Annotated in this window: 8 protein-coding genes; 4 read left to right on the top strand and 4 right to left on the bottom strand. The window is 52.8% G+C overall.

Annotated features, from left to right (window positions below; all coding sequences use genetic code 11):
* The first annotated feature begins 15 nt into the window (after positions 1 to 15).
* The 3 genes from AB1656_12060 (at position 16) to AB1656_12050 (ending at position 2988) form a co-directional block, all read left to right on the top strand.
* Complete coding sequence (locus AB1656_12060; GenBank protein MEW6236112.1) at positions 16 to 498, top strand: MarR family transcriptional regulator; 483 nt, start codon at positions 16 to 18, stop codon at positions 496 to 498.
* 106 nt (positions 499 to 604) lie between these two features.
* Complete coding sequence (locus AB1656_12055) at positions 605 to 1990, top strand: radical SAM protein (protein ID MEW6236111.1); 1386 nt, start codon at positions 605 to 607, stop codon at positions 1988 to 1990.
* Positions 1991 to 2031: 41 nt separating this feature from the next.
* The gene (locus AB1656_12050; protein ID MEW6236110.1) at positions 2032 to 2988 is read left to right on the top strand and encodes a hypothetical protein; all 957 of its coding nucleotides are present in this window, start codon (positions 2032 to 2034) and stop codon (positions 2986 to 2988) included.
* A 262-nt stretch (positions 2989 to 3250) separates the two neighbouring features.
* On the opposite strand, the gene AB1656_12045 is transcribed toward AB1656_12050, so the two are convergent.
* Together AB1656_12045 and AB1656_12040 are read right to left on the bottom strand one after the other, a co-directional pair.
* The gene (locus AB1656_12045) at positions 3251 to 4216 is read right to left on the bottom strand and encodes a hypothetical protein (GenBank protein ID MEW6236109.1); all 966 of its coding nucleotides are present in this window, start codon (positions 4214 to 4216) and stop codon (positions 3251 to 3253) included.
* Between the two features lie 3 nt (positions 4217 to 4219).
* Positions 4220 to 8104 carry a PQQ-binding-like beta-propeller repeat protein gene (locus AB1656_12040; protein ID MEW6236108.1) on the bottom strand — a complete coding sequence of 1295 codons (3885 nt, stop codon included), beginning with the start codon at positions 8102 to 8104 and terminating at the stop codon, positions 4220 to 4222.
* Between the two features lie 494 nt (positions 8105 to 8598).
* On the opposite strand from AB1656_12040, the gene AB1656_12035 reads away from it, so the two are divergent.
* Positions 8599 to 9621 carry a hypothetical protein gene (locus AB1656_12035; protein MEW6236107.1) on the top strand — a complete coding sequence of 341 codons (1023 nt, stop codon included), beginning with the start codon at positions 8599 to 8601 and terminating at the stop codon, positions 9619 to 9621.
* Positions 9622 to 9707: 86 nt separating this feature from the next.
* On the opposite strand, the gene AB1656_12030 is transcribed toward AB1656_12035, so the two are convergent.
* On the bottom strand, positions 9708 to 10082 hold the full coding sequence (locus tag AB1656_12030) for a four helix bundle protein (protein ID MEW6236106.1): 375 nt from the start codon (positions 10080 to 10082) through the stop codon (positions 9708 to 9710).
* Positions 10083 to 10139: 57 nt separating this feature from the next.
* On the bottom strand, positions 10140 to 13502 hold the full coding sequence (locus AB1656_12025; protein MEW6236105.1) for a hypothetical protein: 3363 nt from the start codon (positions 13500 to 13502) through the stop codon (positions 10140 to 10142).
* Positions 13503 to 13509: the final 7 nt, after the last annotated feature.

Raw genomic sequence — 13509 nt, 5'->3', positions numbered from 1 at the left:
TCATAAAGGAGCGCCATGATGAGCCTGCATACGGAACTGGGCATCAATCCGATCGAATATCTTCCTCACGAAGCCGTGCTCAACATCGTTTTCACCGGCTCGCTGTTGACGAAGGAAGGGGACCGGATATTGAAGGAATTCGGTCTGACGGATTCCCAATTCAACGTTCTCATGCTTTTAAAATATCAGGCGAAAGATGGCGTTCTCAACCAAACGACGCTTGGCGATATGCTTCTTGTCAATCGCTCCAATATCACCGGATTGATCGACCGCCTGGAACAAGCGGGCTGCGTTAAACGGACAGGCGATTCCAACGACCGCCGCGTGAAATGGGTTCAAATGACGAAACAGGGCCGCGCCGTTTTGGATCGGTCGGAAGAAGCCTATTATCGGCGCGTCGGCGAAATCATGGATGGACTATCCGGCGTGGAATGCAAACGCGTATGCCGGGCGATGGAATCGATCCGGGGAAAAATCAGAACGGGAGAGAAATCCTGAAAAAAATCCCGCTCCTTGCGAAAGGGGCGTATTTTTTCGGTTATATTGTTTATTAATAAATAATATATTACTATTCTGTTTATATCTAATCTTAAGGAGGCGCATCATGAAAATATGGCTTATCGCTCCCGCCAGCGGGCAATGGCGCCATACGGGGCGCCGCCGGTTGTTCAACGGCAAAACGTTCCGCTTTTCCATGCTCAGCCTATTGCGCGTCGCCGCCGAGACGCCGCCGGAAGACGAGGTGCGGCTGATCGACGAACAAATCGAGGACATTCCCTGGGAAGAAGAGACCGATTTAGTGGGCATCACCTGCATGACGGCGCTGGCGCCCAGGGCGTATGAAATCGCGGCTTCCTTTCGGGCGAAGGGCGTTCCCGTCGTTCTAGGCGGAATGCATCCCACCTTTCGCCCGCAGGAAGCGTTACGCTGCGCCAGCGCCGTAGTCTTGGGCGAAGCCGAAGGCGTTTGGCCCAAAGTGGTCGAGGATGCGCGGCGCGGCCGCCTGCAAGAGATTAACCGTTTGGACGCCCCGCCCAGTTTGGAGCATTTAAAGCCGCCTCCTCTCCATCTGCTGCGAAAAAATCGGTACGCCGCGCCTTACGCCATCCAAGCGGCGCGCGGCTGCCCCCACCATTGCGCATTCTGCGCCGTCTCCGCCTTTCACGGAGGCATTCAACGGCGGCGTCCCGTCGCGGACGTCCTCGCCGAAGCGGCGGCGGCGCCATCTTCTTATCTCCTCTTCGTGGATGACAATCTTACGGCGGATCGAGAATATGCAGCGGCGCTTTTTCGCGGGCTTACGCCATTGAAGAAATATTGGATTACGCAATCGACGCTGGCATTGGCGGAAGACTCGGAGTTGGTTCTCATGGCGGCGGAAGCGGGATGCGTCGGCGTTTTCGCGGGTTTGGAAAGCTTTTCCGAAAAGAATTTGGATGGCGTTGGAAAAAACTGCCATCAAGCCGGACGATATCGGGAAGCCATCCGCACGCTCCATGCCCACGGCATCGGCGTGGAAGCGGGGATCGTCTTCGGATTCGACGGCGACGGTCCCGGCGTTTTTTCCCGAACGCTCTCGCTGCTGGACGAGTTGGAAGTGGATTTGATCCAGGCGTCGATCTTCACGCCGCTGCCGGGAACAATGCAATACCAAACCATGGCGGATCGAATCGTCGATCGCAATTGGTCCCATTACGATTTCCATCACGTCGTATTTCAGCCGAAAGGCATGTCCGCCGAAGCGCTGCAAGCGGGGCACGATTGGGTCACGCGCGAATTCTATCGCCCCTGGCGCATCGCCCGGCGTTTGGCTCGCGCCGCAAACAGGCCGCGAGCGTTGATCGGCTCTCTTTACGCGGCGGCGCTCAACCTCGCCTATTATGGCCGCATCCGCCAATGGCATATCCAAGGATGGAATCCGGAAACGTCGTCTCTCAGCCGCCACAATCCATCTATTGTCCAAGAAACGGAAATCGCCGCTTTACAATAGAATCACAAAAGAAGACGAATGAATAAAGGAGACGTCCGGCAATGCAAGCCTTCTATATTATTTTGCTGGCTATAACATCCTCCGTGATCTACGGCGTTCTTCACGATCAAATCACGGCGCGCATCTGCATTGAATATTTCACCATCGGCCATCCCCCCGTATTTCATACCGATTCCCCTACGCTGATCGGCCTGGGCTGGGGCGTCATCGCTTCGTGGTGGGTGGGCCTATTGCTCGGCGTTCCCTTGGCGTACGCCGCCCGCGCCGGCGCATGGCCGAAACGTTCTGCGTCTTCTCTAATTCGTCCTATGGCGATTCTTATGTTGTCGGCGGGTCTGGCGGCGTTATTGGCTGGAGTCATCGGCTATATTCTGGCGAGAAACGGCATAGCCTTTCTCCCACATCATATGGCCTCCCGTATTCCTCAAGAGAAGCAAATCGCTTTTATGACGGATTTATGGGCGCACTCGGCCAGCTACGCCGCTGGATTCGCCGGGGGAATGATATTAATCGCCTATGTCTATTTTTCTCGCGCAGGCTTCGTGGAAGGATCGATGGCGTTTTGGCGGATGATCAAACCCATCCTGCGGCCTCGTTTGCCATTAAGGGATAAAAAAACAGCGGCGGATTATCTCATCCTTATTCTGGCGTGGATTGGAAGAGTATTGGGACTCGCCTTGTTTGCGTTATTCATGTTGATTTTCATCGGCGAGGGCGGCTTCAATCCTTTCAGCCGGAATGTTTATCACACCGTGCATATGATGTGTTTGTTGACGACATGGTTCGGTTATATCGTCGGCTGGTTCATGGAACTGGCTGGGGGATTGATGTCAGTCTTCGGATTCTCTCTCTTCTATCTGCTTCATTACTCCCAAAGCGGAAGATTCCCAAAAGGATGGGCCTTTCCCATGATGACGGTTCCCGGATTTTTTTATCTCGCAGCATGGGCGATCGCTAAGATGAGAGATAGAGATAGAGATAGAGATATACAGCAATAATGGTGGTGGGCTACGCTTCGCTTTGAGCCCACCCACAGCGCTTTGAGCCTACACTACAGCGCTCCAAATATGGAAATTTACAGGAAGGATAGAATTCATCATGTTAACAATAACATGTTTATCTTTTTTGGCGGCGTGGATAATCACTAAAATGAAAAATAGGATAATCTAGTGATGAGCACCGCACCCGCAAAACTCTTTGAGTGTACGATATTCATCATTCATCATTCATCATTCATCATTCATCATTCATCATTTGTTGTTACGCCGGGATTCTTCTCCATAAAATCGCGCCGCCCGCGATGGCGGCGATCAGAAAGAAGGCGATCAAAGCGGCGATCGTGGATGTAATGGCGTTCCACGAGCCACTTGCGCTGGCGAAAGCGCTGGCTAAATTGTCTGCGCGCAAGGCGATGACGCCGTCGTCAATTGCCGCATCCCAAAGCATGGGAATATCGACGCCCAGGCTGGAGGGCGAACGAAGGCAGGTACAGTCGCCCAACAACACTAGAATCTGTTCGTCCATTCGCCCTTTGGCGATTTCGCCGCCTTGCATGGGCGGCATCAATTTGCCCCGTCCGAACGCCAGCGCCGCCCAATCCGCGCCGTTTTCTTTAACGCCTACGAAAGCCAGCAACAAACGCTCACGCTTGTCGGCGCGACTCACGCGCAATATCACCATACCCGCCGTCTCCCGGCGATTCCAATAGGCGGCAGTTTCCTCAATGGCGCGCGCCGCAGCGGGGTTTTCTCCCTCTGCGCTGGGGATATACAGCAATACGGCGATTCTCCGAGGAAGTTCCTGGCGCAGGCGCTGGCGCGCGGGCGAATCCGTTAGAATATCCAGGTCTTCATCGCCAGGTTCCGGCTCCCAATGGTCGATGAAAAAGGCTTGGCGTTCCAGCGCATGGAATCCCGCGAGCACTGCGACCGGCGCGGAAGGCGGAGCCGAAGGCAGCCCATAATCCCGCCATTGAATTTTAGGATCGCCGATATCTACGCGCAAATATTTCGCATTGAAATCGCTCGCCGCCGTTCCGAACCAGGCATCCAACCGTTTCGCCATCGCCTCCGCCTGTGGATCGTCCGGTTTGGCGATGAGGCATAGCCGATGCATATCGCGCTCTTCGCGGAAGGCGGCGTCGCGCACGGTCATCTTATCGCACGCTGGAACGGCGCGGCTGAAGAGAAAAATAAAAATCGTTACTGCATGGCCATATCGGAGCATGATTCATTTCCGCAGGTCGATCGGTTTGTCGTCCCGATCCGTCACTCGCGCGCCAAAGCCCCAACCGCCGCCCATTTGCGTTATTTTCAAAAGTATCCGGTTGACGCCCATGCGGCCTTTGACGTCCAAAGAGTCCTTATCGGGAATATAAATCCGCCCCCCATCGAAGCGTCCCGCTTCTTCTCCATTGAACCAGCATTTGTAGCCGTCGTTGCTGCCGAGTTTCAATCTCAATTCCTGCGCCTTTTTCAGTTCGAATTCGCCGTAAGCGTAAGCGGCGGCGTTGGTAAAATCTCCCAGCATATTGGCGAGATCGACTTCTCCGACATCGCTTCCCGAAACGTAGTCTTTCCAATCCATTTTGCGGCCATTCGCCTCAACAGCTTTTTCGACGTCGACGTTCGGTTCGCCGATAAAAACTTTATCGACGGGATTGTCGCTCTCGTCCCAAGGCGTTGGGCCAAGAATTTTCCAATGGATGAGATAGCCGTTTTGCTGCGCCTTGTCGCCGAAGCGATAGCCGAGTTTTTCCATATTGGAAATAATGAAATCCCGCGTCTGTTGGTCTCGCGTCGATTTCAAATCCTTGTTGAGCAATTCGACGGCTTCGTCTTTTCCAATCTCTTTATTCTCTGCTTGTTTGAGAATGTTTTGGATATGGGCTTTGAAAGCCGCTTCGCCGCCGAAGCATTCCAGGCTTCCGTCCGCCATCGCAATGACGATCCGCCCATCGCGGTCAATTGCCAGACTATTGGGCAGCGCTTCACCGTTGAGATCGCGGTTCCATATCGGCGATCCATCGTTGGGATTCAGCGCGAATACTTGCCAACGGGGATACAGGGAGCGGGACTGCGGCATCCTGCAGACGGCGAGAATCGCATTGTCCGCAATCGCCAAGGCGACGGTATCGCCGCTTTTCAAGGCCTCAGCGGTCCATTGCGCCGGGGGACGGCTGCGACGGTCTCCTTGTTGGAAATACTGCTCCACGTCGCTTGTCTTCATGCACTGCGGCGGCGTATTCATTCCGTTGACATAAACCACGATTTCTTCGTTCCAGGCGGGAGGAATTTTTCCCGCGTTCAAATTTACGCCTTTATTTCCTTTTATTTCGCCGTCCACGGCGAACGCTGCGAACTCGCCGGGATCGACGACGTTCTCCGTAGCGGAAAAACGCAGCCTGCCTCCCAGCAGAATATATTTGTCGAGAAATACGCCGATCTCCTCGCCCCGGTTGCTTTGGGGCGAACCGTCGAGGGGTTGGTCGCCCTCGTATTCGCCCGTCTTCATATTGTAAACGGCGGGCGATACCACATTACCGCCCGGCATCCATAAGCGTCCATTGGCGGATGCGAGCATTCCTTGCGCGGAAACGCCTTTGCGCAATTCTTCGTTCAAATGGCCGGAAGAATGGTTTTCCCAAATCAGTTTTCCCGTAACGGCGTCGAGCGCATACAAGTAGGTGCCGTCGTAATCGATAATCCCGGCGGCGGCGTAGACCACTCCGTCTTTTACATAAACGCCGCTGTTAACCGGCCAGGTGGAGCAAAGCGAACCATAAACCATAATTCTCCGCTCCACCGGCGCGGCGCGGAAACGCCACAACAGCCGCCCCGTCGCCGCCTCCAGCGCGTAAATATAGCCATCGCCCGATCCCGCATAAACGCGTCCGTCCCAGACGGCGGGAGGATGCAGGATGGGGCCGGCCGTCTTGTAATGCCATTTCAACGCGCCGCTAGCGGCGTCGACGGCGCGCACTTTGCCGTCATCGCCGCCATAGAAAATCAGCCCATTGGCGGCGACTGGCGCCGTGGCTAGAATCTCGGTTTCAGGTTTATAACGCCATAATTTTTGGGCATTGGCGGAGATTGCGACTTTCGTGGTGGCGCTGCGCGCGTTGCTTCCGCGATAGGTCAACCAATCCATTTCCGCCGTCGCAAAGGGCTTAATCTGGCGGACTTTCCCTTCGCCGATTTCAAGGCGTTCTTTCTCGTTTGTTTTGATATCGAAATTGAAATCGCCCGCCGAACACAAAACCACGCGGCCCATCAGCGATAGGTTGCAATCGCAAGCCCACGGCCCTAAATAGAGCATGCCATTGGCGGGAATAATGCCGTCGTTGCACGAGGGGCGGAAAGCTCCGTTGAACTGAATCTTGCCGCTGGCGCGGTCGAAACGGGTTACTCCCTCGAACCATCCGCGGCAGAAAAACGAATCTGGCGACGCCGTCAGCCGGGCGCAGGAGCGTTTCTTGAATCCCAGGTCTTTCTCGATGAATCCGCTAACAGGATCGATCTGCAACGAATTGCCTTCCTCGCCCAAGCCCACGATTAATTTATCGTCAATATAAATCATGTTGGGATTATTGGAGGTTTTCTTGCGCGTCCACAAAAAATGCCCATCCTCCAGCGAAACGGCGACGATGTTCATACGCGTCTGGGCTTCGAAGAACAAGGCTTTGGGCGTATAGACGCAAAAGCACATGGTGCGGAATCCGGGCGTGGAAACCAATCCCTGCCCCGGCTCTTCGATCAGTTCGCGAACTTTGTTATCTGGATTCGTCCATTTGACGGCGCCTGTTTGCGCATCGAGGCAACAGAGTTTCGCATCGGGGCAATAGTAATAAACACTGTTTCCGCCCATCGCCATCGCGCGGGAATCGATGTCCGCATCTTCTCCATGCGTCCATAGCGTTTTGCGCTCCTTGAGATCGTAGGCGGCGATCATGCGACCAAATCCCCAAGGAATGCGCTTTTGGTAATACCCTTGGCTTAACTCATTCCAACTCCAATGCGTGTAGTTACTGCGGACGATGGTGGTTTCTGACGGGTCCTTCTTTTCGCCCGCCAGGACGTACAACCGGCCGCCTTGCATCGCCATCCATTTCCATTCCCCTTTCAATTCGGGAATATCGATCTGGCCTTTTTCTTCCCCCGTCTGCGGATCTAGCAATAAGCAGCCGTTCCCATCCATATCGATCATGTAAAAAACGTCTTCCGTAGCGATAAAGGCGGAGCGGTGGGCGAGATAGCCGTCGGGCAGTTTGCGCTGCCAAAGAATGGTTCCGTTATAAGCGTTTTGCGCCAGCACCGTATTCAGCCATGGCTCCTCCCGCACATGATGGGCGATGTGTCCCATCGCGATGAAGAGCCGCCCGCCCGCCGTAGTCGTAACGGCGGGCATGGCGATGTAATAGGGTTTGCCCAGCCACTGCGTCATGTAGGGCGCTTTGATGACTTGATCGTTGGATACGGGATTGTTGTCAGGTTCCTTTTCCCAATGCCGCCAGTCGTCGACGCCCTCCGGTTTGGGCTTGACGATCTTCGTCCAACGTCCGTACTTGTCTTCTTTGAATTCCCCCTTGGCGGCGCCGCCCTTTTCCAGCCACTCCTTGATCTGCTGCGCTGTGGGCGCATCGAGATTCTTTTGCTCGCTGGAGAGATTACCCAATATCGCGCATCCTTCCGGACGCAGCGCGCGTAAAATCTCGCTAGGAGAAAGCGTCTTCAACATGCGGCTGGATAAATGAGCGGTCAAAATCAGATCGACGGTATTATCAGCATAGGGCAATGCCCGAAGATCGCATCGCTCGGCAATAATCCTCTTTCCATATAATCCATCCACGTCCAACCGGTTTTGCAGACCGGCGATTTCGGAGGCGCGCGGTTCGAGAACGTGAACGAAGCACCCCTCAATGCGGGCGATTTCCAAACTCGCTCCGCCATCTTCGCTTCCCAAAACCGTACAAACGCCTCGCGGCAAGTTCGCCATCGTCATCAGATGCTTGGCGAGTTCTGCGTCGTTCGGCGCAGCGGAATACGATGTAGATAGGAAAAAACCTATCGTCAATGCGAGTCGGGCAGCGAACATTTTATCGAATCTCTTTTTCATGATCTTTTCTCCCCGAAAAAAGATGCGCAACCGTGTTCCACGACTGGCTTACAGCAACTCATGTTACGCGTTATGAAAAATTAATTGAATCTCTTACCCTCGTGGATTGAATTGCGAAAACGCGAAATGAAAAAGAAAAACACGAAAAAAGCATCCCTTTCTAAACCCGCCGTTGAAACGGCGGGCTATTGCCGTTTGCCCCTTTAAAGGGGCATTTGACAATAGCCCAGCCTTTCAAGGCTGGGAGAAGAAATTTCGCGGTTTTCGAACCTTGCCTCTTTTGTACTATATTTCTGATAGCGCAAGAGTACGGACTGCGTAACATGGCTTACTGTAAATCAACTTTAATCCTATTTCTACGCTGGTTAAGGCGAATCTTTTCTTCCCAATCGCTTCTTTTCGCCTTATTATTATGCCATATTTCGTGGAGGAGTTATACTAAAATTATCCCGGCGAGAGCAGGTGACGCCGCTGGTTGCAAAAGGATAGATGGGATGGCAAGCAATCGCATCGAACTGATGTCGGATAAAGAAATCTCGAAGTCGTACGAGAAGTTGGAGATCATGCTCTCCTCGCAAAAGGCTCGCGACTGCCTGCGCAATCTAGAGACCGAATTGGCTTTCGACATCGAATTGCACCTCCAGCCTCTGCGCAATGACTTGTCGGAATGCCTGCATTTAATCGCCGATCTTACCCGCGAGCGCGGAACCGCCAGCCGGGAATTGCAGAACGCCATCCCCGTCCTTTCGGACTACCTCGATCCCGGAACGAAATTCGCCAAGGAATCGGCGGCGCTGGAAAAACAGATTGCGGATAAGAAAAAGAAGCATCCTGATTACATTCTCGCTTTCAAACTCCAAATGCTTGTAAAAAAATTGGAGGAATCCCTACAAAGTTCTTCGCCGGATTCGCTGGATTTCTACGATATCCAAGATAAACTCAACCAGGCCAAAGCCACTTTGGCGGATCACATGCAATCGAAAATCCGCATCGCCCAACGCGCCTTGGCGCCGGATATGCTCGAACTGGCGCAATGGCAATTGGAATTGGCCCGCCACCGGGAAAAAGCCCTGCGCCTGAAAAAAGAATTGCTCGATTCCGGGCGCAAGCATTCCGAAAACGCCTTAAAACGAGTCGCCCAAATTTTTAAAGACGCCGAACCGGAGATAACAAACACTATTCTTCAACAAACTCGCTCCGTCATCTATACCGGCGATTTGCCCTCCTCTCCCGGACGTAAAGAAATTCCCCCCAATCTCGCGGAATACCGTAAAGAAATCCAAGCGCTCGGCGAACGCTTGATCTCCTTCGATCAAAAGCTGCAAACGTGCATGAGCCAGCTGCATAAACTCATGGAATTCGAAGAAGCCATTTTCAATACTTACGGCGAACAACTGCGCGAGAAGGGTTTTCACTTTGAAAAACAAGTGAAAATCGAAAAAAGCGTTTCCGGCCTGGGACCCAAAAAACAACCTGTCAGCCGCATGGTCTCCCGGCAATCCCCGCGCGATCTGTGAGACTTTGGGACTTTGAGACTTTGAGACTTTGAGACTTTGAGACTTTGAGATTAGTACTATTTTCATTGGTTATTTTCTTTTGGAGATCAAAGAATCCAGTCTTTTGAATTTCTCATCATTACGACGATCTGCCCAATGATTTGTTCGTACATATTATCCAGTTCATTGGCTTTTTCAAATTCGATATACTTACAACGCTGACTTAACTCAATCCATGTTTGCGTCTCTGCGGCTTCACTTTCGGCATCATTCAATTTGCTAATGAAAGCCGCTTCGTAACGCCTTTTTTTCCATGCTTCCGACAAATTGGCGGCGACGGAGCGAGAAGATCGCCGGATTTGATCTACTAAACCATATTTCTCTTCAGCAGGAAAACCTTTTGTAATCTGAAATATTGCCATAGCCGCATCCATCGCATTCTTCCAAACATTCAACTCCTTATGACTTTGTATCTTACTCATATCTACCAGTCCTGCTGCCTCCCAGTCCCAAAGTCCCAAAGTCCCAAAGTCCCCTTATCATTCTTTTTTTACGCGGTAAATCCGCTTGTCGCCGTTGCTTCTCATCCATAGCGCCTTATCGCCGGAGGGGAAGAATTTTATGGCGACAGCGTCGGCGATCGGCGTAGCAATGGCGTCGTAAAATTGGATATCGGAATAGCTGGGATGAAGGACTCCAAAACGGTCCAGAACCAAAACCTGAGAGGGACTCGGCAAAAGGATATCGCTGATCGCCCGCCAATCGAAATTCGTATTCGGAACCGTCACGGCTTTCGCGTCCCAAAACGTATAAACCGTCGCCGGTCCCGACTGCGTAGTATAGGCCGCCGTCAAATCGCCGCCTTTTTCGCAGCAAGCGAAATCGTGAATCGTTTTATCCGGCGCGGGCAGTTCGATCCGGTCCAGCAGAGCGCGCGTTTTCAAATCCAACCGAACCAGCAGGCCTTCCGAAGTCATGGCGAGAATTTCATTGCCTTCGCGGATCGCCTCGATTCCGATCCATAGCGCCTCCCGCTGGTAATCGCGCAGATCGGCCCATAACGCGGGCTGTCGATTCAAAGGCGATTCTTCCCGAACGAAGGAAGGCAGCGAATCGTAATGCCAGACAAGGCCGTCCGACGTTAGAAAGTAAATATCCTTGGGAGCGGCGGCGCCGTCGATCACGTCCTTATGCGGCCACGCCGTCAGCCCCGAACCATCCAACAAGTAGCACTTTCCGTCGATTTCATACGTCAGCCGTCCCCAGCGGTCGAGCAGAATAATCAGGTTGCCGCTGATGGGAAAGGCGTCTACGAACATGGGAATTTCGTCGAGACCCTCGTACATTTTTATCCCGCGTATGGCGCGGATGAAATCCGTATCGACGATTTCGTAGCACAGCGACGTCAATTCGCTCGATTTTCTCCACATCTCCTGCAAATGGCGGTAAGCTTGCGTATATAGGCCCGCCCTGATCATTCCCTCGAATTTGGCGCGGCACGAGGCGCTGGAGACGTCGATCTTGGTATAGTAAAGACGATAGCGATTGTCCAGCAGCAGCAGCGAATCGCGGCTATAGACCGGCTTGATCTTCGCGAAGCGGTCGACAATGACATCCGTAGTGAGAATCGGTTCGTAAAGCGGGGTGCTGCCGGCCAGATGAACGCTGCCGTTCAGATCGAGAGTCAATAAGCCTTCGTCGTCATGAGTCAGGATGAAGTCGCGCACGATCGGATAGAACCAGTTCGTTTTGAAAGGAAGCCGCGCCTTGCGGTTATCGTAAGAGATGCGGTTGTTGACGTCGATCGTTACCGGCTGATAATTCAACGTGAAATGGAAGGATCGCACAGTGTTGTAGGCAGGCATTCCCTGAAAAATCAGCGTTCTCGCCGTCGCGTCCCATACGCGGTTGTAATTGTCCAATACGCAGATATGGCCGTCGTCTCCCTTGATCTCCATATCGATCAGGCGCAAGGGAAGATCGTGATCGGTCATGGCTTCGGGCAGGAAATTGGCAAAGGCCTGCGCTTTTTCCCATTGAACGGATTCGGCGATTCCCTTTTCCAGGATCGATTTGGCGACATTCAACATGACGCCATTTTCCGTCAGCATCACGGCGTCGCCGCTCACTGCGATTTCGCCGCCTACGACGGGACTGCCAAGAGCCTCCGCCGGAGCGTAGATCCATTTCAACGCTTCGCCGTTTTCGATGAAGATCCGACCCTTGTTGTCGAAAACATACACGCGCTCCGGCGGCCCGCCCGGTTGAACGAAGACATCGCAGGCCCAGCCGGGCCAATCGAATTGCTGCGGCGGAGTCTTCGCCAACGTCGAGACGACCCATTCGTTCATGAATTCCAGAATCTCGCGGTATTTCCCCGGCGATTCCTTCAACGCCTCGTCCGCCAGCCAATAAAGGTTTTGTTGATTGTTATGCTCGAAGGCGATGCGCATTTGCCGGTAATAATAGTCGGGAACGGCCATGCTGATATACGGCCCCAACTTGGAAATCAGGGCGGGATAGTACCAGAAGAGGGAGTTTTGCAGAATCCAGGCGGAGGCGAGTCCCGCCGATGCAACAACAAGGACTAGCATGGCCTTTTTCCATTTATTGGCGGCAAAGATATTTTTCATCATGGCGACTCCTAGCAAAGATATGCAGGGAAAAATGAATGCAAACAAATCCCAGTCGAGCGGCAAACCCAACGCGGGATAATAGGTAAATCCAAGCGTCAACGCCCCTATGGCGGCGAGTAGAAAAAAAAGAAAATCCGCCTTATATATTAATTTCCGCAGAACGATCCTCCAATCGCAGAAGAAGCGGGCGAGAACGAAGAGCGTACCCGCCAAGGCGATGAGAATCATTTCGTTGGCCGCGTCGGCGAGGTGCCGGACGGAAGCGGCCGAATATCCTATCGATTGCGCATATTGATTGAAGGGAATGAAATGGACAGAATCGCCGAAACGGCTTTCGAAACCGATGAAAGCGTTAGTATACCGTGAAAGCAGCGCCAGCGCGCAGAGCGTCGGCCAGACGGCGATCAATCCCTGAACGGCGAAGCCGCATGCCTTCATCTTCCTATTGCGCCAGGCATGGATCAGCAAAAAGAAATAAGCCGGAAACAAAAAAGCATGCCACAAGGCGCTGGCGAACGCCAATCCATAAGCAAAACTAACCCATCCGATGGAAGCGCGATTCTTGATATAAAACAGCCCCGTCAATAAGAATAGGACTTCCAACAATAAAGGGAGGCTGTAAACCTCCAGATAGCCGCAAAACACTTCCATAACGGGAGAAATCAAAAGGAAAATCGGACCGAACCAATAATACTCTCGCGGCAATCGGGCGCAGAATCCCAAAACCGTCAAAACATAGATCGCTCCATATAGGCAAATTTGCCATTGAAAAATCGCTACTAAGTCGGCATCGGGATAGAGGTAAAGAATATCGCGCAGCCAGAAGCGCAATAACGTTTCCAGGGGAGCGTGTCCGACGTAAAATGCTCTTCCCTGCATGGCGGCGTATTTGAATTGATGGATGTCTCCCGATTCCATATGCTGAATCTTAAAGATCCAAAAGAATAAGGCGCTGGCGCAAACCAGAAAAAAGCCGAAGGAATAGGGTTTGCGCTGCAAGCGATCGCAAATAATGCGAATCGTTCCAAAGAGGATTTTCCATCCTATGCGCGTCAATTGGGAAGACAATAAAACCAACGCCGCTAATGCGCACCAAAAACCGATAAATCCAATCGGAACGGTTTTCAACCGGTCGTAGAGCCAGGGATGAGGACGCGCCTCATGAAAAAGGAAAATAACGGCGGCGGCCATGACGAGCCAGGGGCCTGTCTCCCGCAAGAAAGCAGGAAAGATGGAAGAATACGGCGATTCGGCGTGGTGTTTCATAAGGAAT

The organism is Candidatus Omnitrophota bacterium (genome assembly GCA_040755155.1).
Classification (GTDB): Bacteria; Hinthialibacterota; Hinthialibacteria; order Hinthialibacterales; family Hinthialibacteraceae; genus JBFMBP01.
Note: the sequence above shows the minus strand (reverse complement) of the source record. Positions and strands in the feature narration are given on the sequence as shown.